Source organism: Streptomyces sp. NPDC092369 (assembly GCF_044755245.1).
GTDB lineage: Bacteria > Actinomycetota > Actinomycetes > Streptomycetales > Streptomycetaceae > Streptomyces.
On record NZ_JBIVQP010000008.1, the window covers coordinates 374,771 to 398,743 of the forward strand.

General features: G+C 69.9%; 25 protein-coding genes. 16 read left to right on the forward strand and 9 right to left on the reverse strand.

Annotated elements, in window-relative coordinates; all coding sequences use genetic code 11:
* The 8 genes from ACIQI8_RS39645 to ACIQI8_RS39680 all read left to right on the forward strand — a co-directional run.
* Window positions 1-1,588, forward strand: a 1,588-nt coding sequence (locus ACIQI8_RS39645) for a YfhO family protein (protein ID WP_402362209.1), incomplete at its 5' end; no start/stop codon positions are given.
* Window positions 1,589-1,625: 37 nt separating this feature from the next.
* A complete protein-coding gene (locus ACIQI8_RS39650; protein ID WP_402362212.1) occupies window positions 1,626-2,603 on the forward strand; it encodes a glycosyltransferase family 2 protein in 978 nt (325 codons plus the stop codon).
* Between the two features lie 86 nt (window positions 2,604-2,689).
* A complete protein-coding gene (locus tag ACIQI8_RS39655) occupies window positions 2,690-3,061 on the forward strand; it encodes a GtrA family protein (RefSeq protein ID WP_402362214.1) in 372 nt (123 codons plus the stop codon).
* 45 nt (window positions 3,062-3,106) lie between these two features.
* Entirely contained in the window at window positions 3,107-4,135 is a 1,029-nt protein-coding gene (gene argC / locus ACIQI8_RS39660; protein WP_402362217.1) for an N-acetyl-gamma-glutamyl-phosphate reductase, read from the forward strand.
* On the forward strand, window positions 4,132-5,301 hold the full coding sequence (gene argJ / locus ACIQI8_RS39665) for a bifunctional glutamate N-acetyltransferase/amino-acid acetyltransferase ArgJ (RefSeq protein WP_402362220.1): 1,170 nt from the start codon (window positions 4,132-4,134) through the stop codon (window positions 5,299-5,301). Before argC ends, argJ begins: the two co-directional genes overlap by 4 nt.
* The gene (argB, locus tag ACIQI8_RS39670) at window positions 5,298-6,209 is read left to right on the forward strand and encodes an acetylglutamate kinase (protein ID WP_402362223.1); all 912 of its coding nucleotides are present in this window, start codon (window positions 5,298-5,300) and stop codon (window positions 6,207-6,209) included. Before argJ ends, argB begins: the two co-directional genes overlap by 4 nt.
* Window positions 6,206-7,393: an acetylornithine transaminase gene (locus ACIQI8_RS39675; protein WP_402362226.1), complete on the forward strand. Its 1,188-nt coding sequence runs from the start codon at window positions 6,206-6,208 to the stop codon at window positions 7,391-7,393. Before argB ends, ACIQI8_RS39675 begins: the two co-directional genes overlap by 4 nt.
* 21 nt (window positions 7,394-7,414) lie before the next feature.
* A complete protein-coding gene (locus ACIQI8_RS39680; protein WP_124002766.1) occupies window positions 7,415-7,957 on the forward strand; it encodes an arginine repressor in 543 nt (180 codons plus the stop codon).
* A gap of 69 nt (window positions 7,958-8,026) precedes the next feature.
* On the opposite strand, the gene ACIQI8_RS39685 is transcribed toward ACIQI8_RS39680, so the two are convergent.
* From ACIQI8_RS39685 to ACIQI8_RS39710, 6 genes are all read right to left on the reverse strand, one after another.
* A complete protein-coding gene (locus tag ACIQI8_RS39685) occupies window positions 8,027-8,815 on the reverse strand; it encodes an FAD:protein FMN transferase (protein ID WP_402362794.1) in 789 nt (262 codons plus the stop codon).
* A gap of 4 nt (window positions 8,816-8,819) precedes the next feature.
* On the reverse strand, window positions 8,820-9,617 hold the full coding sequence (locus ACIQI8_RS39690; RefSeq protein ID WP_402362229.1) for an FMN-binding protein: 798 nt from the start codon (window positions 9,615-9,617) through the stop codon (window positions 8,820-8,822).
* A gap of 28 nt (window positions 9,618-9,645) precedes the next feature.
* Complete coding sequence (locus ACIQI8_RS39695; protein WP_402362232.1) at window positions 9,646-11,028, reverse strand: ferric reductase-like transmembrane domain-containing protein; 1,383 nt, start codon at window positions 11,026-11,028, stop codon at window positions 9,646-9,648.
* Between the two features lie 103 nt (window positions 11,029-11,131).
* Window positions 11,132-11,836, reverse strand: a complete 705-nt coding sequence (locus tag ACIQI8_RS39700; protein ID WP_402362235.1) for a L,D-transpeptidase family protein — start codon at window positions 11,834-11,836, stop codon at window positions 11,132-11,134.
* 3 nt (window positions 11,837-11,839) lie between these two features.
* Entirely contained in the window at window positions 11,840-12,427 is a 588-nt protein-coding gene (locus tag ACIQI8_RS39705; RefSeq protein WP_402362238.1) for a pyridoxamine 5'-phosphate oxidase family protein, read from the reverse strand.
* Between the two features lie 134 nt (window positions 12,428-12,561).
* Complete coding sequence (locus tag ACIQI8_RS39710; protein WP_402362241.1) at window positions 12,562-13,431, reverse strand: hypothetical protein; 870 nt, start codon at window positions 13,429-13,431, stop codon at window positions 12,562-12,564.
* Window positions 13,432-13,679: 248 nt separating this feature from the next.
* On the opposite strand from ACIQI8_RS39710, the gene ACIQI8_RS39715 reads away from it, so the two are divergent.
* From ACIQI8_RS39715 to ACIQI8_RS39735, 5 genes are all read left to right on the forward strand, one after another.
* The gene (locus ACIQI8_RS39715) at window positions 13,680-14,873 is read left to right on the forward strand and encodes an argininosuccinate synthase (protein WP_401725098.1); all 1,194 of its coding nucleotides are present in this window, start codon (window positions 13,680-13,682) and stop codon (window positions 14,871-14,873) included.
* 117 nt (window positions 14,874-14,990) lie between these two features.
* Complete coding sequence (gene argH / locus ACIQI8_RS39720; protein WP_402362244.1) at window positions 14,991-16,421, forward strand: argininosuccinate lyase; 1,431 nt, start codon at window positions 14,991-14,993, stop codon at window positions 16,419-16,421.
* Between the two features lie 178 nt (window positions 16,422-16,599).
* Window positions 16,600-17,571 (forward strand): aldo/keto reductase, encoded by a 972-nt coding sequence (locus ACIQI8_RS39725; RefSeq protein ID WP_402362247.1) that lies wholly within the window; start codon window positions 16,600-16,602, stop codon window positions 17,569-17,571.
* A 106-nt stretch (window positions 17,572-17,677) separates the two neighbouring features.
* Window positions 17,678-18,259 (forward strand): TetR/AcrR family transcriptional regulator, encoded by a 582-nt coding sequence (locus ACIQI8_RS39730; RefSeq protein WP_402362250.1) that lies wholly within the window; start codon window positions 17,678-17,680, stop codon window positions 18,257-18,259.
* Window positions 18,256-19,782: an MFS transporter gene (locus ACIQI8_RS39735; RefSeq protein ID WP_402362253.1), complete on the forward strand. Its 1,527-nt coding sequence runs from the start codon at window positions 18,256-18,258 to the stop codon at window positions 19,780-19,782. The genes ACIQI8_RS39730 and ACIQI8_RS39735 overlap by 4 nt, the downstream gene beginning before the upstream one ends.
* A 14-nt stretch (window positions 19,783-19,796) precedes the next feature.
* Here ACIQI8_RS39735 and ACIQI8_RS39740 read toward each other — a convergent pair whose 3' ends face one another.
* Window positions 19,797-20,468 carry a lysophospholipid acyltransferase family protein gene (locus ACIQI8_RS39740; RefSeq protein ID WP_402362256.1) on the reverse strand — a complete coding sequence of 224 codons (672 nt, stop codon included), beginning with the start codon at window positions 20,466-20,468 and terminating at the stop codon, window positions 19,797-19,799.
* Window positions 20,469-20,832: 364 nt separating this feature from the next.
* Here ACIQI8_RS39740 and ACIQI8_RS39745 point away from each other — a divergent pair, with 364 nt between their 5' ends.
* The 3 genes from ACIQI8_RS39745 (at window position 20,833) to ACIQI8_RS39755 (ending at window position 23,163) form a co-directional block, all read left to right on the forward strand.
* Window positions 20,833-21,999, forward strand: a complete 1,167-nt coding sequence (locus ACIQI8_RS39745) for a glycerophosphodiester phosphodiesterase (protein ID WP_402362259.1) — start codon at window positions 20,833-20,835, stop codon at window positions 21,997-21,999.
* A 115-nt stretch (window positions 22,000-22,114) separates the two neighbouring features.
* Window positions 22,115-22,621 (forward strand): RNA polymerase sigma factor, encoded by a 507-nt coding sequence (locus ACIQI8_RS39750; RefSeq protein ID WP_402362262.1) that lies wholly within the window; start codon window positions 22,115-22,117, stop codon window positions 22,619-22,621.
* Between the two features lie 44 nt (window positions 22,622-22,665).
* Window positions 22,666-23,163 carry a GNAT family N-acetyltransferase gene (locus tag ACIQI8_RS39755; protein WP_124003023.1) on the forward strand — a complete coding sequence of 166 codons (498 nt, stop codon included), beginning with the start codon at window positions 22,666-22,668 and terminating at the stop codon, window positions 23,161-23,163.
* A gap of 7 nt (window positions 23,164-23,170) precedes the next feature.
* Here the strand turns inward: ACIQI8_RS39755 and ACIQI8_RS39760 are convergent, their stop codons facing one another.
* Window positions 23,171-23,539 (reverse strand): hypothetical protein, encoded by a 369-nt coding sequence (locus tag ACIQI8_RS39760; protein WP_124003024.1) that lies wholly within the window; start codon window positions 23,537-23,539, stop codon window positions 23,171-23,173.
* A 70-nt stretch (window positions 23,540-23,609) separates the two neighbouring features.
* Window positions 23,610-23,969, reverse strand: coding sequence for a hypothetical protein (locus ACIQI8_RS39765; RefSeq protein WP_402362265.1), 360 nt, complete (start codon window positions 23,967-23,969; stop codon window positions 23,610-23,612).
* Between the last annotated feature and the right edge of the window lie 4 nt (window positions 23,970-23,973).

Sequence of the window (23,973 nt, forward strand, 5' to 3'; positions counted from 1 at the left end):
GTTCGCTCGCGCAGAGGTCCGCGGTTCCGCGGAGGGGCCGGCTCGGCCGGACGGTTCCGGCTTCGCCGACGGCCCGGTGACGGGCGGCGACCAGCCCGCGGCGGGCGTCCCGGCCGGCAACCAGCCCGCGGCAGGCTTCCCGGCCGGCGTCGACGGCACCGCTGCCTCGGACGGTCGGGAGCGATCGATTGCCGATCGCATCCGAGCCGCCGCCCGACGCCCCGCCCCGCCTTCCGGCGGAGACCTCCCCGCGCTGCCCGCCCGCCGCCGGGCCCTGCTCGCCGGCCTCGCCCTCGTCCTGCTCTTCGGCGGGCAGTTCGGCGAGGCCGCCGCGACCTCCGTCGTGGCGAGCAGGCTGCGGCTCGGCTCCATGGACGACTACGCGCCCTGGGGGGACCGTCAGGAGACGCAGGCCTCGCTGATCGCGCGTGCGGACGGTTGGCCCGACTACCGCACCGACCCGGGCCGTGAGCAGACCGTCGGCAACGACGCGCTCCTGGTCGGCGGCCAGGGTGCCCAGTACTACAGCAGCCTCACCGCAGACGTCCTCAGCCGCACGCTCACCGCGCTCGGCGACGGCTGGACCTCCCGGGGCCGCAGCCTGCAGAGCCTCGACAACTCCGTCACCGACGCGGTCTTCTCCGTCGGTGCCCGGGTGCACAACCCGCCCGACCCGCACCAGAACTGGTTCGCGCAGGACGGCTCCGGCTCCACGGTGACCCGCGAGGACGTACCGCCGCTGGTCACGGTACGACCGTCCGACGCGTCCTCGCGGGCGGACTTCGGGGCATCCCCGTACCGCAACCAGGAGTTGGTGCTCGGCGCCCGCGTCTACACCGTCCCCGATGTCACCGTCCGCACGAGCAGCGGCAAGCCGCCGCGTGCCGGAAACGCGGCCCACCCCGGGATGCTCGTCGACGTTCCCGACAGGGGCAGCGCCAACAGGCCTACGATCACGGCCAGTTGCCCGGCCGGCAGCCAGGTCTATCTGTGGGCGCCGCACTACGCGGGCGCCGCGCGGTTGGGCGACGGGCCAGCCGGGCGGTTCCGGTCGGACGCGCCCGGCACCAAGATCGCCGCGATGCAGCCGCTCGGCACGGCTCCCGCTTCCGGGCGACTGAAGATCGAACTGACCCCCAGCCGGCCGAGCCGCGTCCCCGAAGGCGCGGTCGGCTGCCTGGACACCGCCCGGCTGCACACCGCCGTCGAGCATCTCAAGGCCACCGGCGCCACCACGGTGAGCGTGGACGACGGCACGATCAAGGCCCAACTCCCTGTCGGCAGCACCGGAATCGCGGTCGTGGCGGCTCCCCGTATCGCCGGCTGGCGCTGCGCCGCCGGCGACCACTCCGCCGCACCGGCCAAGGCCTACCACGGCTTGATCGCCGTACCGCTGGACGGCTCCTCGACCACTCTGATCTGCACTTTCCACCCGCCAGGGCTGCGCCTTGGCAGCGCGGTCGGAGGAGCTTCGCTGCTCACCCTGATCCTGCTCGGCGTCCTCGGCGCCGTCCGCCGCCGACGGGCCGCTCGGCCGCAGGACCCGGAGCCCGCGACCACCAGACACCTTGACCGGGCGAGCGCATGACCCGCGCTCGGCGACCGTTTCCCAGGGGGGAAAGTCCATGCTGATCTCGATCGTCGCACCCTGTTACGACGAGGAGGACGTCATAGAGAGCTTCCACGACCGGATCCAGAAGGTCGCGGAGGAACTCCTCCCGCTCGGCCACGACATGGAGTTCGTGTACATAGACGACGGCAGCCGCGACCGCACGCTCATGGTCCTGGAGCGGCTGGCCGGGCTCGACAAGCGCGTGCGGTACGTCTCCTTCAGCCGCAACTTCGGCAAGGAGGCGGCGCTGCTCGCCGGTCTGCGCCACGCCTCCGGCGACTGTGTCGTCGTCATGGACGCGGACCTCCAGCACCCGCCCGAACTCATCAGGCGCATGGTCGAGTTGCGCGCCGAGGGCTACGACCAGGTCATCGCCCGCCGCACCCGCACCGGCGACGGAGTGGCCCGCACCCTCACCGCCCGCCTCTACTACCGGTTCGTCAACCGCCTCATGGACGTCGAACTCGTCGACGGCGTCGGCGACTTCAGGCTGATGTCCCGCCGGGTGGTGGACGCGGTCGTGGACCTCACCGAGTACAACCGCTTCTCCAAGGGCCTGTTCGCATGGGTCGGCTTCCCCGCCACGACCTTCGACTACGAGAACGCCGCCCGCGAGGCGGGACGCACCTCCTGGTCCTTCAAGGGCCTGCTCAACTACGGCCTCGACGGGCTGCTCTCCTTCAACAACCGCCCGCTGCGCGCCGCCCTCTACCTCGGCATGGGCCTGCTGCTCTGCGCCGGCCTCTACACCGGCTGGATCGTGGTCGCCGCCCTCGTCCATGGCGTCCAGACCCCCGGCTATGTCACGATCATCACCGCCGTCACCGGCGTCGCGGGGGTGCAGATGATCATGCTCGGAGTCATAGGCGAGTACACCGGCCGGATCTACTACGAGGTGAAGGGGCGCCCGCACTTCCTGGTGAAGGCGAGCAACGTGGAGCGGACGACGGACTGCCCGTCGGACGGCAGGACGAAGGACCTCATTCCGTGATGGAGAGTTCCCTGAAGCCCAGTTCCCCATCGTCGAGTTCCCCGCCGTCGAGTTCTCCGGGATCACGGGGTCTGCTGTCGCGCCAGATGATCGTCTTCGCCGTGATCGGCGTGGTGAACACGGGCACGTACTACGGCCCCTACCTGGTGTTCCTCACGCGTTTCCCTTATCTGGTGGCCCATATTCTCGCGACGGCCATCAGCATGACCGGATCCTTTTTCCTGAACGCGCACTTCACCTACCGGACCCGTCCGACCTGGCGGAAATTCCTGCTCTTCCCGCTCACCAACGCCGCCAATTTCGTGGTCACGACAGCGGGCGTCTACATCCTCGTCGACCTGCTGCACCTCGACAGCCGCTACGCCCCGCTGCTCGCCTCGCTGGCGGCGATCCCGGTGACGTTCGTGGTCTCCCGGCGGATCATGCTGCCGAAGGCGGAAGCGGACGGGATTGCATAAACGTGCAGCGAAACGTATAGTCATGCCATCCAGGAGGAGGATGACATGGCGGTACGTGCGGCGGTGGCCGGGGCGAGCGGATACGCGGGCGGCGAGCTCCTGCGACTGCTCCTCGCGCACCCCGAGGTCGAGATCGGCGCCCTGACCGGCAACTCCAACGCCGGACAGAGACTCGGCGCGCTCCAACCGCACCTGCTGCCGCTGGCCGACCGGGTCCTCGCGGAGACCACCCCCGAAGTCCTCGCCGGACACGACGTCGTCTTCCTCGCCCTGCCCCACGGCCAGTCCGCCGCCGTCGCCGAACAGCTCGGCCCCGACGTGCTCGTGGTCGACATGGGTGCCGACTTCCGGCTCAAGGACGCGGCCGACTGGGAGAGGTTCTACGGCTCCGCGCACGCCGGCACCTGGCCCTACGGCCTGCCCGAACTGCCGGGCGCCCGCGCCGCGTTGGAGGGGTCCAAGCGCATCGCGGTGCCCGGTTGCTACCCGACCGCCGTCTCCCTCGCCCTCTTCCCGGCCTACGCCGCCGGGCTCGCCGAGAGCGAGGCCGTGATCGTCGCCGCCTCCGGTACGTCCGGCGCGGGCAAGGCGGCCAAGCCGCATCTGCTCGGCAGCGAGGTCATGGGGTCCATGTCGCCGTACGGCGTCGGGGGCGGCCACCGGCACACCCCCGAGATCATCCAGAACCTCGGCGCGGTGGCGGGGGAGCGGGTCGCCGTCTCCTTCACGCCCACCCTCGCGCCGATGCCCCGCGGCATCCTGGCCACCTGCACCGCGAAGGCGAAGCCCGGCGTCACCGCCGAGGCCGTCCGCGCCGCCTACGAGAAGGCCTTCGCCGACGAGCCCTTCGTCCACCTGCTCCCCGAGGGGCAGTGGCCCGCCACGGCGTCCGTCTACGGTTCCAACGCCGTTCAGGTGCAGGTCGCGTACGACGAGGCCGTGGGACGGATCATCGCGATCAGCGCCATCGACAACCTGACCAAGGGCACCGCGGGCGGTGCCCTGCAGAGCATGAACCTCGCCCTCGGGCTCGACGAGTCCACCGGGCTGACCACGATCGGAGTCGCGCCGTGAGTGTGACGGCAGCACAGGGATTCACGGCCGCGGGCATCGCCGCCGGGATCAAGGAGAACGGCAACCCCGACCTGGCCCTCGTGGTCAACAACGGGCCCCGCCTCGCCGCCGCGGGCGTCTTCACCTCCAACCGCGTCAAAGCCGCGCCGGTGCTCTGGTCCGAGCAGGTCCTCAAGGGCGGGCAGGTCTCCGCCGTCGTCCTCAACTCCGGTGGCGCCAACGCCTGTACGGGCCCGAAGGGCTTCCAGGACACGCACGCCACCGCGGAGAAGGTCGCCGACACCCTCGGCCTGAGTGCTGCCCAGGTCGCCGTCGCCTCCACCGGGCTCATCGGCCTGCTGCTCCCGATGGACAAGCTCCTCCCCGGAGTCGAGGCCGCCGCCGCCCAACTCTCCCCGCACGGCGGCGAGAAGGCCGCCATCGCCATCAAGACCACGGACTCCGTCCACAAGACCGCCGTCGTGACGAAGGGCGGCCAGGACGGCAAGGGCGGCTGGACCGTCGGCGGAATGGCCAAGGGCGCCGGCATGCTCGCCCCCGGCCTCGCCACCATGCTGGTCGTCCTCACCACCGACGCCGACGTCGAGAGCGACGTACTGGACAAGGCCCTTCGGGACGCCACGCGCACGACCTTCGACCGGGTCGACTCCGACGGATGCATGTCCACCAACGACACCGTGCTGCTGCTCGCCTCGGGTGCCTCCCAAGTCACCCCGGACCACGCCGAGTTCGCCGCAGCCGTACGCGCCGTCTGCGACGACCTCGGGCAGCAGCTGATCCGGGACGCCGAGGGTGCCAGCAAGGACATCAAGGTCGAGGTCGTCAACGCCGCGAGCGAGGACGACGCCGTCGAGGTGGGCCGTTCCATCGCCCGCAACAACCTCCTCAAGTGCGCCATCCACGGCGAAGACCCCAACTGGGGACGGGTGTTGTCCGCGATCGGGACTACCAGGGCCGCCTTCGAGCCGGACCAGCTGAACGTGGCGATCAACGGCGTCTGGGTCTGCAAGAACGGTGGTGTCGGCGAGGACCGGGACAACGTCGACATGCGCTACCGCGAGGTGCACATCGTCGCCGACCTGGCCGCGGGTTCCGAGACCGCGACGATCTGGACCAACGACCTCACCGCCGACTACGTCCACGAGAACAGCGCGTACTCGTCATGAGCAACCAGACCCGCAAGCACACCGCGCTGCCCAAGGCCCAGATCCTCATCGAGGCGCTGCCCTGGCTGGTCCGGCACAACGGCAGGACGGTCGTCATCAAGTTCGGCGGCAACGCCATGATCGACGAGGACCTGAAGGCCGCCTTCGCCCAGGACGTCGTGTTCCTGCACCACGCCGGTCTCAAGCCCGTCGTCGTGCACGGCGGCGGCCCGCAGATCAGCGCCGCCCTCGACAAGCACGGCATCGTCAGCGAGTTCAAGGCCGGCCTGCGCGTCACCACCGAGGACGCCATGGACGTCGTACGCATGGTGCTCGCCGGACAGGTCCAGCGCGAACTGGTCGGGCTCCTCAACCAACACGGGCCGCTGGCCGTGGGGTTGACCGGCGAGGACGCGCACACCATCACCGCCACCAAGCACCGGCCCGAGATCGACGGCGAGTTGGTCGACATCGGGCGGGTGGGCGAGATCACCGCGATCGACACGGGCGCGATCGAGGCACTGCTCGCCGACGGCCGGATCCCGGTCGTCTCCTCGATCGCCCGCTCCGAGGACGACGGACATGTCTACAACGTCAATGCTGATACGGCGGCTGCGGCACTCGCTGCGGCACTGGGCGCCGAAACCCTCATGGTCCTCACGGACGTCGAGGGCCTCTACGAGGACTGGCCGCACAGCGACGAGGTGATCAGCCGCCTCACCGCTTCCCAACTGGAGAAGCTGCTGCCGGAGTTGAGCTCCGGCATGGTGCCGAAGATGGAGGGCTGTCTGCACGCCGTGCGCGGCGGAGTCACCACCGCCCGCGTCATCGACGGCCGGGTCCAGCACTCGATCCTGCTGGAGATCTTCACCGACGAGGGCATCGGCACGATGGTCGTGGCCGACGAGCAGGAGGGGGACGCCGAATGACCGCCAACGAAGAGTTGACGGAGCGGTGGCAGGGCTCGCTCATGAACAACTACGGCACCCCGCGGCTGCCCCTCGTGCGCGGCGCGGGCGCCAAACTGTGGGACGCCGACGGCAAGGAGTACGTCGACTTCGTCGGCGGCATCGCGGTCAACGCGCTCGGCCACGCCCACCCGGCGATCGTCGAGGCCGTCAGCCGGCAGATCGCCTCGCTGGGCCACGTCTCCAACCTCTTCATCGCCGAACCGCCCGTCCTCCTCGCCGAACGGCTCCTCCGGCTCTTCGGCCGGGACGGCAAGGTCTACTTCTGCAACTCGGGCGCCGAGGCCAACGAGGGCGCCTTCAAGATCGGCCGGCTGACCGGCCGGCCGCACATGGTCGCCACCGAGGGCGGCTTCCACGGCCGCACCATGGGCGCCCTCGCGCTCACCGGCCAGCCCGGCAAGCGGGAGCCCTTCCTGCCGCTGCCGGGTGACGTCACGCATGTTCCCTACGGCGACGCGCAGGCACTGGCCGCCGCGGTGACCGAGCGGACCGCGATCGTCGTCATCGAACCGATCCAGGGCGAGAACGGCGTCGTGGTACCTCCGCCCGGCTACCTCAAGGCGGCCCGCGCGATCACCGCCGCCACCGGATCGCTGCTGGTCCTGGACGAGGTGCAGACCGGCGTCGGACGTACCGGCCAGTGGTTCGAGTACCAGGCCCACGACGGCGTCCTGCCCGATGTCGTGACCCTGGCCAAGGGACTCGGCGGCGGGCTGCCGCTCGGCGCCACCGTCGCCTTCGGACGCGCCGCCGAGCTGCTCCAGCCGGGTCACCACGGCACGACCTTCGGCGGCAACCCCGTCGCCTGCGCCGCCGGACTCGTCGTCCTCGACACGATCGAGAACGAGGGGTTGCTGGAGAACGTCAAGCGGCAGAGCGAGAAGTTGCGGGACGGAATCGAGTCACTCGGCCATCCCGTGATCGGCCATGTCCGGGGCGCGGGCCTCCTCCTGGGTATCGTGCTCACCGAGCCGCTCGCGCCCAAGGTGCAGCAGGCGGCTCAGGAGGCCGGCTTCCTGGTGAACGCGCCCGCCCCCGACGTCGTACGGCTGATGCCACCGCTGAATCTGCGCGACGACGAGGTGGACGCGTTGATCGCTGCGCTGCCCGGCGTCCTGGACGAGGCACACGGGGACGGATGATCCGGGAATGAGACGACGACGATGAGTCAGGCGCAGGACGACGACGTACAGCATGCCGGGCCCGCCGTGCCGCAGACGCGGACCGCACGGCATCGGCGGATCGTGGACATCCTCAATCGGCAGGCGGTGCGGTCGCAGAGCCAGCTGGCCAAGCTGCTGGCGGACGACGGCCTGACGGTCACTCAGGCGACGTTGTCCCGGGATCTCGACGAGTTGAACGCCGTGAAGATCCGTAACACCGAGGGTGATCTCATCTACGCGGTGCCCAGTGAAGGGGGTTTCCGTACGCCCCGGGCGCCGTTGGGGGAGTCCGCGAAGGAGGAGCGGATGCGGCGGCTCTCCTCTGAGCTGCTGATCTCCGCGGAGGCTTCGGCGAATCTTGTTGTTCTGCGAACGCCGCCGGGTGCTGCGCAGTTCTTGGCGTCGGCGATCGATCAGGCCGAGCTGCATGACATTCTCGGGACCATCGCCGGTGATGACACGTTGCTGTTGATCAGCCGGGAGGCTACGGGGGGTCAGGCGCTCGCGGAGCATCTGCTGAGGTTGGCTCAGAACGGGCATTGAGGTTGCTCGTCGGGTGCGGGCCCGTCGTGGCTGGTCGCGCAGTTCCCCGCGCCCCTTAGGTGCGTGCAGTTAACCCAGTCGAGATGCCAAGCCCCCTGTGCATCTCACCTCGTCGCCCGCCGTGATCAGCAGGGCCTCCACGTCCGGCAGCGACTCCAGCCACCGTAGGCCCTGTCTCGAACCCATCGCGAAAGCCGCCGTCGCCCAGCAGTCCGCCCACGTCAGTTGGGGGGCCACGACCGTCACCGCCACCAAGTCCGAGATCGCGGAGCGGCCGGTGCTGGGGTCGACTATGTGCGTGCCGCGTTCCGCCGTGCCCGACGTGGCTACCGCCAGTTCGTCCATGCCGGCGGCCGAGATGACCGCCGCGAGGCCGCCGGGGCGGATCGGGTCCGACACGCCTACGCGCCAGGGGCGTTGGGGGCCGGGGACGCCGAGGAGCTGGACGTCGCCGCCGCCGTTGACGCTGACGCCCGTCGCGCCGGCCGCCCGGATGAGGCGCGCCGCGCGTTCCGCGGACCAGCCCTTGACGATGCCGGTCGGGTCGAGCCGGCCCTGGTACGTCGTGCTGAACCAGCCGTCGCTCAACCGCCCTGCCTCGGCGCCCAGTTCGAGGACCTCGGCCACCTCGGGATCGCACTCCGCGAGGGTCAGCTCGCCGCGCGCCAGCCGGGAGAGCTGGCTGTCGTCGCGGTAGGTGCTGAACACCTCGTCGACCCGGTGCAGTCCGGCGACGGCCTCCTCCAGCGCCGCGCGCACCGCATCGGCCTCCCCGCCGCGGATGTCGAAGGAGAAGACGGTCCCCATGACCTCCTCCGCATGACGTACCGCGGCGGGAGCCGCTGCCGGTTCGGCCACTGCCTCAGCCACCGGCCTGGTCCAGCGCCGACTGCAGGGACTGCTTGTAGCCCGCGCTCGTGTACGTGGCGGTCGACACCGAGTCGATGTCCGCGCTGCCCTTGGCGACGGCTTCCTGGTTCAGCTTCGGGATGGCCAGCGCCGTCTTCTGGTCGCTGGTGCCGCCCTTGGGCGCCTGCACCGCCTCGGCCTTGGTGATCTTGCCGCCTGCGACGGTGATGCGGACCTGGACCGCGCCGTACATCGTCTGCGCGACGGCCCCCGTCACCGTCTTCGCCTGCGTGGAGCCGGAGTCGGAGCCCGAGCCGGTGCCGGGGGAGGACCCCGTACCGCCGCCCTGCGCGTTGCCGGCCGCCTTCATCTTGTCGATGGCCGACTGGAGGGACTGCTTGTAGCCGCCGCTCGTGTACGTGGCACTGGACACCGAGTCGATGTCCGCGCTCTGCGCGGCGACGGCCTCCTGGTTGAGCTTCGGGACGGCCAGCGCGGTCTTCTGGTCGCTGGTGCCGCCCTTGGGGGCCTGGATCGCCTCGGCCTTGGTGATCTTGCCGCCTGCGACGGTGAGCCGTACCTGGACGACGCCGTACTCGGTCTGGGCCGGGTCCCCGTCGACGGTGCCCGCGCCGGGGGCCGCGGCGCCGCCCTGGGGCGACTCCTGGGCCCCGGCCGTCTGCTGCGGGATCACACCGGCCGCCGCGGCGTCCGGGTCGGACGCCGGCTTCAGCGACAGCAGCAGCACCACGCCCGAGACGGTGGCGGCGGTGGCCAGCACGACACGCCGGATGGGATGACTCTTCCTCATCGGTTCAAAGCTCCTGAAGTCCCGTCGCTCACATCTCGAACGACTCGTGATGGATGCGGCGGGCGGGCACTCCCGCGCCGCGCAAGGCTTCGTACACGGACTGCGCGAACCCGGGCGGGCCGCACATGAACACGTCGTGGTCGTCGATGTCCGGCAGCTTCTGCTTGAGCCGCTCCGCCGAGATGTCGGGGCGCTCGCCGTCCGGGCTGTTGACCGCGTACATCAGGCGGGCGCCGCGGTCGTTGGCGATGGCCGCCAGCTCGTCCCACAGGGCCAGGTCCTGGGTGGTGTTGGCCCGGTACAGCAGCGTGATGTCGCCGGAGGCGCCGGGCAGCGTCTCGAACAGCGCCCGCATCGGCGTGATGCCGACCCCGCCCGCCACCAGCAGCACCTTGCCGCGGCTGCGGCGCTGGGCGGTCAGTGCGCCGTAGGGGCCCTCGGCCCACACCTTGGTGCCGGGCGTCAGCTCGCGCAGCCGCGCGCTGTGGTCGCCGATCGCCTTCACCGTGATCCGCAGCATGTCGGGGCGGGGCGCCGCCGACAGCGAGTACGGGTGGGAGGAGAACCGCATGCCCGGCGCCAGGAACCGCCAGCGGAAGAACTGCCCCGCCTGCGCGCCCATCCGGTGCAGCTTGCGCCCGCTGATGAGCACCGACACGATGCCCGGCGTCTCCTCGATGACCGCCTCGACGCGCATGCGGTGGCGGAAGTTCAGCCGGATCGGGGCGAGGATGCGGTACCAGAGGACCAGCGCGGTGACCGCCCCGTACAGCACGTACCAGAAGGTCTTGGCGGTCGGCTCGACGGCGAAGTCGTTGCCGGTGGAGATCTGGTGCCAGAAGGTCAGGAAGACCGCCGCGTACGTCAGCAGGTGGACGTGGTACCAGGTGTCGTACGGGATGAGCTTGCGGATCCCGCCGACCGAGATCAGGCCGATGAAGAACAGCAGGCCGGTGCCGATGGCGGCCTTGCCCATGTCCGGCAGCTGGTTCACGGAGTCGATCGTCTGCTGGACGATGTCGCCGAGCGACTTGCCGGCCTGCAGCGCGTATCCCCACATCGTGAGGAACACGTGCGCGAGCACCAGACAGACCGTGTAGCGGCCTGACATCGCGTGCCAGCGGGCCACCCGGTCCGATCCCACCCGGCGTTCCAGGGCGGGCACCCGGGCCATCTGCAGCACGACGAGCGCCATCAGGTAGCCGGCCAGCAGGCCGGTGATCCGGCCCGCGTTGAGGATCCTGCTGTTGTTGTCGGCGATCGACGGTGTGTTGTGCCACCACAGCCACAGCACGCCGACCGCGCCCGCGAACACCGCGAGCAGCAGGACGGTCGCCGGGGAGCGGCGCGGACGGATGCGGCGCATCGTCTGGCGGCGGGCGGCACGGCCGCCTGCGAGCGTGGTGGTCACGTTTCCTCCGGGAACGGGGGCAAGGGGGTAGGCGTGGTCCCTTGGCCCTGAGATACGTGCCGTGACGCCCGTGTGTTCAGCCGTCCCCGGAGTCTCCTACGACTCAGTAGCGGGTGATCGCCGTGCTCCCGCCCGTCGTGCCGATCGCGATGTGCGGCTCGCTCCAGGGCCGCACCCAGGTGAGGATCCTGCGCATCGCGTCGCCGGGCACCGACACACAACCGGCCGTCGCCCCACGCCCGTTGACGTGGAGGAAGATCCCGGCGCCGCGACCCCGCACCCGCTGGTGGTAGTTGAAGCCGACGACGAGCGCGTGGGCGTACTGCGTGGTGTAGGAGGCGAGTTGCTCGGACTCGGAGGCGCGGCAGTCCTTCGGACGGGGTTCGGTCCAACGGTTGTAGAAGACCGAGGAGTTGTCCTCGCACCACCACGAACTGGCGTGCACCGCGCGGTACTTGTAGGTCGAACCGGTCGGCTTGGCCTTGATGCCGAAGGCGAAGGGCAGGTCGTACAGACCGGTGGGTGTGGTGTTGGTGCTCTGCTTGCGGGTCGTGCCTTCGACGAGCCCCTTCGCCCCGAAGCGGGCCGCGGCCGAACCGGCCTTCACCCACTGCCCGTTGCGCAGGTCCCACCACGTCACCGTCCCGGTGGTGGACCCGGTCGAGGAGGCCACGGCGGTGATCAGCTGGCTGCCGCCCCCGGTGTCGGCCATGCGGGCCGGCAGCGGCGGGGCGGCGTCGGGCGCCGCGGCGCCGAGCACGAGGAGGGAGGCGGAGACCAGGGAGCCGGCGGCGAGAGCTGAGCGCATGGCTCAGACCGTAGAGGGCGGCAGCGGCAACGGCAGCCCGGGTAGGCCATCCAGGCTCGTGGCGATGTGGTCCTTCTTGGTGAAGTACGCGCTGAGCGAGTCGTCGTCCTCGCGCGCGAAGCGCTTGCGGTGCAGGTCACGGTCCTCGTCGTACGACATGTAGGGCACCGCGTATCCGCAGCTGTCCCGGACGAGTTCGGCCGTGACGACGATGACCGCGCGCAGCCCGTGCTGGGTGGGGTCGATGTCCGGGAAACGGGTGAGGAGTTCCTTGAAGCGGGGGTCGTCCCGGAAGACCGGTTCGCCGCGGCCGTGCACCCGCACGATGTTCGGCGGGCCCTGGAAGGCGCACCACATCAGGGTGATCCGACCGTTCTCGCGCAGGTGCGCGATCGTCTCCGCGTTGGACCCGGCGAAGTCCAGATAGGCCACCGTGAGTTCGTCGAGCACCACGAAGGAACCCTTGAGGCCTTTGGGGGAGAGGTTGACCGTCCCGTCGCCGGACAGGGGAGCGGTCGCGGTGAAGAAGAGGGGCTGCGCCTCGATGAAGGTGCGCAGTCTGCCGTCTATGCGTTCGTATGTCTTTCCCACGTCAGCCGATTATGAACGCAATTCTTTCGACTGTCTAAGGAATTGTCGGGTTCGTATGCGTCATGACGCGTACAGGACCCCGCCGTGGCCACCCCGGCCGGCGCTCACTCGGGGCGGCCACAGCGCCTGTCACGTCACTGGGTGAGCGTGCAGGCGGCCAGGGAGTCCAGTCCGGCCGGCTTCTCGGCGGTGCGGCCGATGGAGATGGCGATGCGGTCGATGGTCGAGGTCCGCTTGTCGGCCAGCGGGCCCAGGATGGCGTTCTGGACGAAGTTGGCGCCGCCCTGGCCGACGGTGTCGACGAGGCGCTTGTTGGCTTCGTCGATCTGGGTCTGCAGGAGGGCGAGGTTGCGGTCGACCTCGGCCTGGGCGGAGGCCGGGATCGCCGGCAGCTGCGAGGCGACGTCGGGGCAGCTGATCGTACCGACGCCGGTGTTCTCGGCACCGCCCGCCGCGTCGTCCGCCGGTGCGGCCGTCTCGCTGGGCGCGGCGGACACGTCGTCGCCGGCGCCCGTGTCGTCACCCGTGCCCGTGTCGCCGCCGTTGTCGGCGACGCCCCCGGCGTTCAGGGCGCAGGGCGCGAGCGCGTCCAGTCCGGTCGGCTTCTCGGCGGTGCGGCCGATGGCGGTGGCGATGCGGTTGACGGTGGCGATCCGCTTGTCCTCCAGCGGGCCGAGGATGGCGTTCTGGACGAAGTTGGCGCCGCCCTGGCCGACGGTGTCGACGAGGCGCTTGTTGGCTTCGTCGATCTGGGTCTGCAGGAGGGCGAGGTTGCGGTCGACCTCGGCCTGGGCGGAGGCCGGGATCGCCGGCAGCTGCGAGGCGACGTCCGGGCAGCTGATCGTGCCGGGGTCGGCCAGCGTCCGGGCGCTGTTCCCGTTGCTCTTGGACGACTCCCCGGCCAGTGCGGAACCGGCGATCACCGCGCCGGACAGCACCAGTGCGGCAGCACCGCCGATGAACGCGACGCGGCGCTTGTTGTACTTCGGAAGGGCCCTGGACATGGGGATGCCTCACTCAAGTCGGGGGTGTGTCGGGAGTGTTCGGTGTTTACAAACGCGGCGCCTGCGTTCGGCGAGAGGTACGGGCAAGCGGTTTCTGATGTTCAAGGAACCTGCAAAATTCCTGCCGCCCCACCTCGCCCGCACTCCGACCCGGCCCTCGCCGGACGTCTCCCGCACTCCGGATTGACGAACCATGCAGAGTGCTGCATACTCATGCATGTCAGCGAATGCACTGTGAGGAGAAACCCGTGACCGAGCGCGTCGTACTCGCCTACTCAGGCGGATTGGACACCTCCGTCGCCATCGGCTGGATCGCCGAGGAGACGGGCGCCGAGGTCATCGCCGTTGCGGTCGACGTCGGCCAGGGTGGCGAGGACCTGGACGTCATCCGCAAGCGCGCCCTCGCGTGCGGTGCGGTCGAGGCCGAAGTGGCCGACGCCAAGGACGAGTTCGCCGAGGAGTACTGCCTCCCGGCGATCAAGGCCAACGCCCTCTACATGGACCGCTACCCGCTGGTCTCGGCGCTCTCCCGGCCGACGATCGTCAAGCACCTGGTCGCCGCCGCCCACAAGCACGGCGCCACCACGGTCGCCCACGGCTGCACCGGCAAGGGCAACGACCAGGTCCGCTTCGAGGCCGGCATCGTCGCCCTCGCCCCCGACCTCAAGTGCATCGCCCCGGTCCGCGACTACGCGATGACCCGTGACAAGGCGATCGCGTTCTGCGAGGCCAAGAACCTCCCGATCGCGACCACCAAGAAGTCCCCGTACTCCATCGACCAGAACGTCTTCGGACGCGCCGTCGAGACGGGCTTCCTGGAGGACATCTGGAACGCCCCGATCGAGGACATCTACGAGTACACCCAGAACCCGGCCGTCCAGCGCGACGCCGACGAGGTGGTCATCACCTTCAAGGCGGGCGTCCCGGTCGCCCTCGACGGCAAGCCCGTCACCGTCCTCCAGGCCATCCAGCAGCTCAACGAGCGCGCCGGCGCCCAGGGCATCGGCCGCATCGACATGGTCGAGGACCGCCTGGTCGGCATCAAGTCCCGTGAGGTGTACGAGGCTCCGGGCGCGATCGCCCTGATCACGGCCCACCAGGAGCTGGAGAACGTCACCGTCGAGCGCGAACTCGCCCGCTACAAGCGGCAGGTCGAGCAGCGCTGGGGCGAACTGGTCTACGACGGTCAGTGGTTCTCCCCGCTCAAGCGCGCCCTGGACGGCTTCATCGACGAGGCCAGCCAGCACGTCAACGGCGACATCCGCCTCACCCTGCACGGTGGCCGCGCGGTCGTCACCGGCCGGCGCTCGGAGTCGTCCCTGTACGACTTCAACCTCGCCACCTACGACACCGGCGACACCTTCGACCAGGCCGCAGCCAAGGGCTTCATCGACATCTACAGCCTGTCGTCGAAGATCGCCGCCAAGCGGGACCTGGCCTGACACCGACGGGTGCCTCACGCACGCTGACCTGACAGCCGCCTCCTCACCTGAAAAGGTGGGGAGGCGGTGGCACATCCACCCCCCGTTCCTTCCACCCCCTCCGAGGAGTACGAGCAAGTGAGCAGCAACAGCGGTGACGTACGGCTGTGGGGCGGCCGTTTCGCCGACGGTCCCGCCGAGGCCCTGGCGAAGCTGTCCGCGTCCGTCCACTTCGACTGGCGGCTCGCGCCCTACGACATCGCCGGGTCCCGCGCCCACGCGCGCGTGCTGCACAAGGCGCACCTCCTCACGGACGACGAGCTGACCCGGATGCTCGCGGGCCTGGACCAGCTCGAAGCGAACGTCGCCGACGGCACCCTGGTCGGCACGATCGCCGACGAGGACGTCCATACGGCCCTGGAACGCGGCCTGTTGGAGATCCTCGGCGCCGACCTAGGCGGCAAGCTGCGCGCGGGCCGTTCCCGCAACGACCAGGTCGCGACGCTCTTCCGCATGTACCTGCGCGACCACGCCCGGACCATCGGCGGCCTGATCGCCGACCTCCAGGACGCGCTGATCGGGCTCGCCGAGGCCCACCCGGACGTGGCGATGCCCGGCCGCACCCACCTCCAGCACGCCCAGCCGGTCCTGTTCGCCCACCACGTCCTGGCCCACGTCCAGCCCCTGTCCCGGGACGCGGAACGCCTGCGCCAGTGGGACGAGCGCACGGCGGTCTCCCCGTACGGCTCCGGCGCCCTGGCGGGCTCGTCCCTCGGCCTGGACCCGGAGTCGGTGGCGAAGGACCTCGGCTTCGAGCACGGCTCGGTCGCCAACTCGATCGACGGCACGGCCTCGCGTGACTTCGTCGCGGAGTTCGCCTTCATCACCGCGATGATCGGCGTGAACCTCTCCCGGATCGCCGAGGAGGTCATCATCTGGAACACGAAGGAGTTCTCCTTCGTCACCTTGCACGACGCCTTCTCCACGGGCTCGTCGATCATGCCGCAGAAGAAGAACCCGGACATCGCGGAACTGGCGCGCGGCAAGAGCGGCCGCCTGATCGGCAACCTGACGGGCCTCATGGCCACGCTCAAGGCGCTCCCGCTGGCGTACAACCGCGACCTCCAGGAGGACAAGGAGCCGGTATTCGACTCCATCGACCAACTCGAGGTCCTGCTCCCGGCGTTCACCGGCATGATGGCCACCCTCACCGTCCACCGCGACCGCATGGAGGAACTGGCCCCGGCCGGCTTCTCCCTCGCCACCGACATCGCCGAGTGGCTCGTCAAGCAGGGCGTCCCCTTCCGGGTGGCCCACGAGGTCGCGGGCGAGTGCGTCAAGGTCGCGGAGGCGGAGGGCATCGAACTGGACGGCCTGACGGACGAACAGTTCGCGAAGATCTCCGCCCACCTGACGCCGGAGGTCCGGACGGTCCTGAACGTGCCGGGCGCGCTGGCGTCGCGTAACGGCCGAGGCGGAACGGCCCCGAGCGCAGTGGCGATCCAACTGGCGGAAGTGAAGCAGGACGTGGCGGCCCAGCAGGAATGGGCCACGGCCAGGAAGAAGTAGGCCTGGGCAATCTGCCCCCAAGGGCCGCAGGCGCTTTGGGGGCGCGGGGAACTGCGCGAGCAACCACAACGCGCCCGCACCCGCGAAACCACCGCATCCACCCGAGCTCTGAAGCGAAGGTCATCACGGGTTACGTTGGTCAGCAGCCGTACCGGAGCCGACCGAAACGGAGCCCGCGATGCCCTTCGCCCGACTGGCCACAGCGACAACCCCCACCTGCCACATCGGCTTCGGCCTCGCCGCAGTAGGTCGCCCCGGCTACATCAACCTGGGCCGAGAAGAAGCCCTCGGAGAGAACCGTGGCGTCGACGCCATGCGCCGCCGCACCCACGAACTCCTCGACGCCGCGTACGCGCAAGGCGTCCGCTACTTCGACGCCGCCCGCTCCTACGGCCGCAGCGAGGAGTTCCTCGCCGACTGGCTGCACGCGAGGCCCGACATCGACGACGTGGTCGTCGGAAGCAAGTGGGGCTACACCTACACCGCCGGCTGGACCACGGACGCCGAGAAGCACGAGGTCAAGGACCACTCCGTCCAGACCTACGACCGCCAGCGCGGCGAGACCGCCGAACTGCTCGGCGACCGCCTGGACCTCTACCAGATCCACTCCGTGACCCCGGACAGCCCGGCCCTGACGGACAAGGAGCTGCACGCCAAACTGGCGGAGGCGGCCGCCCAGGGCATCACCATCGGCTTCTCCACCAGCGGCCCCGCCCAGGCGGACGCCATCCGGGCCGCCCTCGCCGTGACGGTCGACGGCGAGCCCCTCTTCCGTACCGTGCAGTCGACGTACAACGCCCTGGAGACCTCGGCGGCCCCGGCCCTCGCCGAGGCGCACGACGCCGGTCTCACGGTGATCGTCAAGGAGGGCATGGCCAACGGAAGGCTGGCGGAGCCGTACGCGCCGGACGCGCTGAAGGCCGTGGCCCGAGAGACCGGCCTCGGCGCGGACGCGGTCGCCCTGAGCCTGGTCCTGCGCGAGCCCTGGGCAGGCGTGGTCCTCTCCGGCGCCGCGACCGTCGGCCAGCTCGCGTCCAACCTGCACGCGGCGGTCGTGGACCTGGACGAGGACCAGCTCTCCCGCCTCGCGACGCTCGTCGAGGACCCGCAGTCGTACTGGGAGAAGCGCGGACAGCTGCCTTGGCACTGACAAGTCCCTCGTGACCTGGTGACCAGTTGACCTGATGACCACCCAGCCATGAGACAGCCATGCCCGTCATGAGACAGGAATGTCTCATATGGTTTATGGTTGTCTCATGGCTCTCGATCGCGACCACGTACTCCGCGCCGCCGCGGCCCTGCTGACCCGTAAATCCACCGCGACCATGGACGAGGTCGCCAAGGCGGCCGGGATCAGCCGGGCCACGCTGCACCGCCAGTTCGCTGGCCGCGACGCGCTCGTACGGGCGCTGGAGGCGCTCGGTATCGCCGAGTGCGAGGCCGCCCTGGAGGCGGCGCGGCTGGACGAGGGCCCCGCCGAGGACGCCGTACGGCGGCTCGTCCGCGAGGTCGAACCGGCCGCCGGTCTGCTCGCCTTCCTCTACACCGAGAACCAGCTGTTCGAGGGCGAGGAACAGCACGGGGGCTGGGCCCGGATCGACGACCGCATCACCGCGGTGTTCCGGCGCGGCCAGCACAGCGGTGAGTTCCGTATCGACCTGACGCCCGCCTGGCTCACCGAGGCACTGTTCGGCCTGCTGGCCTCCGGTGCCTGGATGGTGCAGAGCGGCAAGGGCGCCCCCAAGGACTTCACGCGCATGATCGCCGAGCTGCTGCTCGGCGGCGCGCTGCGCAGAGACGACACACGCAGAGACGACACACGGAGAGAGGAATCATGACCAGCACCCTGCAGCCGGCGTCCACGACCGAGGCGGTGAAGCGCCCGGGCCGCTGGCTCGCGCTGTCCGTCCTCGTGCTCGCCGTGCTGCTGGTGGCCGTCGACGCGACCGTCCTCGGTCTCGCGACCCCTTACATCAGCGAGGACCTGAAGCCGTCCGGCACCCAACTCCTCTGGATCGGCGACGTCTACTCCTTCGTGATCGCCGGCCTCCTGGTCTCCATGGGCAGCCTCGGCGACCGCATCGGCCGCAAGCGCATCCTGCTGCTCGGCGCCACCGCCTTCGGCGCGATATCGGTCCTCAACGCCTACGCGTCCACACCGGAGTTGATGATCCTCGCCCGCGCCCTGCTCGGCGTCGCGGGCGCGACCCTCATGCCGGCCACCCTCGCCCTGATCCGCAACCTGTTCCACGACCCGCGCGAGCGGAGCCTGGCGGTCGGTATCTGGGGCGCAACCGCATCCGCCGGTACGGCAGTCGGCCCGGTCGCGGGCGGCTTCCTGCTCGAACACTTCTGGTGGGGCTCGGTCTTCCTCATCAACCTGCCCGTGATGACGGTCCTCGTCCTGGTCGGCATCAAGATGCTCCCCGAGTCGAAGAACCCGAACCCGGGTCCGTGGGACATGATCAGCGTCGCGCTGTCCCTGGTCGGTGTGATCGGTGTCGTCTACGCGGTCAAGGAAGCGGCGACACACGGCTTCGAGTGGCACTCGCTCGCCGCGGGCGCGGTGGGCGCGGCGGCCCTGTACTGGTTCGTGCGCCGCCAACTCACGCTTCCCGCACCTTTGTTGGACATGCGTCTGTTCCGCAACCGCGGCTTCAGCGCGGCCGTCCTGGCCGACCTGCTGACCATCCTCGGCCTGTCCGGGCTGGTGTTCTTCCTCTCCCAGTACCTGCAACTCGTCCAGGGCAGGGGCCCGTTCGAGGCGGGCCTGGCCGAAATCCCCGCGGCGGTGGGGGCGGTGGCGGCCGGTCTGATCGCGGGTCGCGCGGCCCGGCGCTTCTCGGTCCGCTCGGTCGTCGCGGGCGGCCTGGCGGCGGTGGGTCTGGCACTCGCCGTACTCACGACGCTGGGCCAGTCGACCGGCTACCCGATCCTCGGTGCCGCGCTGCTGGTGGTGGGCGTCGGCGCCGGCTTCTCCTTCACGGTGACGGCCGACGTCATCCTCTCCTCCGTACCGAAGGAGCAGGCGGGTGCGGCCTCAGCGGTCTCGGAAACGGCGTACGAACTGGGCGCGGCCCTCGGAATCGCCGTACTCGGCTCGATCGTGACGGGCGTGTACCGGGGCTTCGCGTCTCCGGCGGGCACGCCGAGCGGGGCGCATGAATCGCTGGGCGGAGCGGTCGAGGCGGCGAACAGTATGCCGACCCAGACAGCTCGGGAAATGCTGACGTCAGCCAGAGGGGCCTTCGTCGACGGCCTCAGCCTGGCATCCGGGGTAGGCGCAATCGTCCTACTGGCAACGGCGGTCGCAGCATGGTTCATGCTTCGGGGCCAACGGCTCGAAAGCCAACCTTCTTAAGGGGCGCGGGGCTGTCACGCAGCCTTGGCCTTCGTGGCGTACATGTCCACGTACTCCTGCCCGGACAACCGCATGACCTCCGTCATCACGGAGTCCGTAACAGCCCGCAGCACATACCGATCCCGGTCCATCCCCTCGTACCGGGAGAACTCCATCGCCTCACCGAACCGAACAGTGACCCGCCCGGGGCGGGGAATCCCCGCACCCCCCGGCTGCAACTTGTCCGTGCCGATCATCGCGAACGGAACGACGGGCGCGCCCGTCATCATCGTGAGCCGGGCGATGCCCGTGCGTCCCCGGTACAGCCGGCCGTCGGGCGACCGCGTGCCCTCGGGGTAGATCCCGAAGACCTTGCCCTCCTCCAGGATCCGGCGCCCGGTCATCAGCGCGGCCACACCACCGTTGGCGCCGTCCCGGTCCACCGGGATCATGCCGACGCCGGTGAAGAACCAGGCCATCAGGCGGCCCTTGAAGCCCTTGCCGGTGACGTACTCGTCCTTGCCGATGAAGAGCACCTGCCGGTCGCAGACCAGCGGAAGGATCATCGAGTCGATGAACGTGAGGTGGTTTCCGGCCAGGATGACGGGCCCGTCGCCCGGGATGTGCTCCACGCCCTCGACCTGTGGGCGGAACATCAGGCGCATGATCGGTCCGAGCAGTGCCTTGATGAGCGCGAAGCGGGACAACGGGCCCTCCGGTGTCAAGGGGTTCGATATGAGTCTGTGCAGGTCGGGACGATACTCGCGGTTCGACCGGTCGTGCACATCGGGGACCGCCGGTTCACCGAGGTCTTACGCACTGTTGACCCGCGTTTACCTGCGGTGGCGCCCAGTTGGCAGTCGGTAACCGGGACGGAACGATGTGACGGAGGTCGCGTACCTCGAACGGAGATTCCTATGCGGGGAATCCCCGGCGATCCGGACGACGTCTCCCGATGCGACATCCCGCGTCACCCGCGTGTTCCGGCCGGGGTCTCCCTCGCGTCATGTCCACGACCCTACGATCGGCGCGCAGAGACAACTAGATCAAGCCGAGGTCAGGGAGTCGCTCATGGGAGCGCAGGAGAACGAGCAGTCAGGCGGTACCGGGCGACGGGCGCTCCTCGGTGCGGCGGTACTCGGCGCGGGCGGGGCCGTCCTCGGTCTGTCGGGCACCGCGAGCGCGACGGGTGCCGGGCACGGGCACGGCGGCGGACCGAGCAGCCTGCCCAAGCCGACGATCATCGGTCACCGGGGCACCAGCGGCTACCGCCCGGAGCACACCTTCGGCTCGTACGACCTGGCCCTGGACATGGGCGCCGACATCGTCGAGGCCGGCGACCTGGTCCTCACCAAGGACGGCCACCTGGTCTGCCGGCACGAGCCGGAGATCGGCGGCACCACGGACGTCGCCGACCACCCCGAGTTCGCCTCCCGCAAGACCACCAAGTCGCTGGACGGCGTCCCCACCACCGGTTGGTTCACCGAGGACTTCACGCTCGCCGAGCTGAAGACCCTGCGCGCGATCGAGCGCATTCCGGCCAACCGCCCGCACAACACGCTCTACAACGGCCGCTGGGAGATCCCCACCTTCGAAGAGGTGCTCAGGTGGCAGGACGAGCAGACCCGTAAGCGCGGCAAGCAGGTCTTCATCTATCCCGAGATGAAGCACCCCACCTACTTCCGCAAGCGCGGCTTCGAGATCGAGAAGCTGCTCGCGAAGACCCTGCGCAAGCACGGCAAGGACCGCAGGAACTCGCCGGTCCTCATCCAGTCCTTCGAGCCGACCAGCATCCAGAAGATCAGCAAGCTGGTCGACAACAACCTCGCGGTGCTGCTGTCCGGCACGGGCACCCGCCCCTTCGACTTCATCGACCAGGGCGACCCGCGCACCACCGACGACCTGGTCAAGCCGAAGGGCCTGCGCGAGATAGCGACGTACGCGCAGGGCCTGGGCCCGACGCTCGACCTGATCATCACGAAGAACGCCGACGGCAGCCTGAACAAGGAGACCACCCTGGTCGCCGACGCGCACAAGGCGGGCCTGATCCTGCACCCCTACACCATGCGCAACGAGAACCCCTTCCTGCCGCTGGAGTACCGCAAGGGCTCGGACGTCGACGCCTACGGCGACGCGTTCGGCGCCTTCAAGCGCTACTTCGCCACGGGTATCGACGGCGTCTTCACCGACAACGCCGACACCGGGCTGCTGGCCCGCGCGGACTTCCTCAAGGGCTGAGCCGCGACAGAACCACGGCCGAGTCGTTCGTCAACAGCTGAGCGCGAAGCCCCGATTGGGGTGACAGTCGGCCGCCCGGGCAACCCATCGCCCGGGCGGCCGCGTCGTGCCGCATATGACGCACAATCTCGTAGCCACCCTGCGCCCGCTGCTCGCCGCCGAGGCCTCCGCCGAGGCATATGCCTCCGGAACCGAACCGAGCGACCTGGAGCAGGCCGTGTGGCTCCGCCTCCTGGAGCGCCTCGACTCCGACGGACCGCCCCGCGACCCGCAGGGCTGGCTGCGCCGGGCCGTCCGCTCCGAGGTCCGCCGCACCCGCCGTACGCACCGCATCGAGCGGCCCTACGAAACCGAACCGGCCGACGAGGCCGCCCGGGACCCCGAGCACCTCGCCCTCACCTCGGCCCGTCACCGCGCCCTGCGCGACGCCGTGCGCCGGCTGCCCGGCCGCTGCCCCCGGTTGCTGGAGGCCCTGCTCTCCCCGAAAGACCTGACATACCGGGAAATCGCCGGGGAGTTGGGTATCTCACAGGGAAGTCTCGGCCCGGAACGCTCCAGATGTCTTGGATGTCTCCGTCGTTTGCTCGCGCCGGAGGTTGCGGCACCCGAAGCACGGGGATAGGAGTGAGAACTACAGGCGATCAGGTGAGCGGGAGGCGTGCGCACATGGGCATGAGCGTGACCATCTCGGTGGCGACCGAGCAGGATGCAGAGCAGATCTTCAAGCTCCAGTACCTGAGCTTCCAGAGTGAGGCGGCGCTGTACGGCAACTACCGCATCGACCCGCTCGTCCAGACCCTGGACTCGGTCCGCCAGGAGGTGGCCGCGGACTGCGTCTTCGTGGCCCGGCTCGGCGAGGAAGTGGTCGGCTCGGTGCGCGGCCGGATCACCGAGGACGGCTCGGCCGCCATCGGCAAGCTCTGCGTCCACCCCCGCCTCCAGGGCCACGGCATCGGCGCACGCCTGCTGCGCGCGGCGGAGGGCGCCCTGGTCGAGGAGCGCGGCGCCACGAGGTTCCGCCTCCACACGGGCCACCGCAGCGAGGGCAACCTGCGGCTGTACCGCCGGGTCGGCTACGAGACGGTCGGCACCTCCCAGGGCGCCGACGGCGTACCGATGATCGTCCTGGAGAAGAAGGCGGAGGCGTACGCCACCACCGCCTGAAGCGCTCCTACGGCTTGACGGCGCGGTTCTTGCGCAGCCAGTACAGCGCGGAGATCGGCAGCAGTACGGGGATGAAGACGTACCCCATGCCGTAGTCCGACCAGACCGTGGCGTCCGGGAAGGCCGAGGGCTCGACCAGCGTCCAGGTACCGACGATCAGCACACCCGCGAGTTCGGCGGCGCAGCACACCTGTGCCGCCTTGCGGGCCGTCTCACCGCCGCGGACCAGCGAGTACGTGATGAAGCCGTACACCAGACCGGCGAGCGCCGACAGCGAGTAGGCGAGCGGCGCCCGGTCGAACTCGGTGGCGATCTGGTAGACGGAGCGCGAGACCGCGCCGACGACCATCACGCCGTAGAACCAGACGAGCAGCATGCCCGGCCCGCTGACGAGCCGAACGGGTCGTTCGGCCTTCTCGTCCAGGTTCTCTTCCACGGTGGTCAACTCACCCTCCCCAGATGTCGTAGAGCCGCACTTCGAGGACGGCCAGCACCACACCGCCGGCGGCGACCGTCACCGAACCCCAGCGGGTGCGCTCCGCAAGGGACATGAAGCCGGCCGCCGGGACGCACGCGAACGCGCCGATCAGATAGGCGACGAAGATCGCCGTGCCCTGCTCCGGCTTCTCGCCCCGCGCCAGTTGCACGATCCCGACCACCAGCTGGACCACGGCCAGGAACGACACCACGGCCATGCCGATGAAGTGCCAGTCCTTCGTCGGCTGATCGCGGTAGGCGGCCCACCCGCACCAGGCGGCGAGCAGCAGCGCGGCGACACCGGTCACCAGCGTCAGGGCATCAAGCATGCCG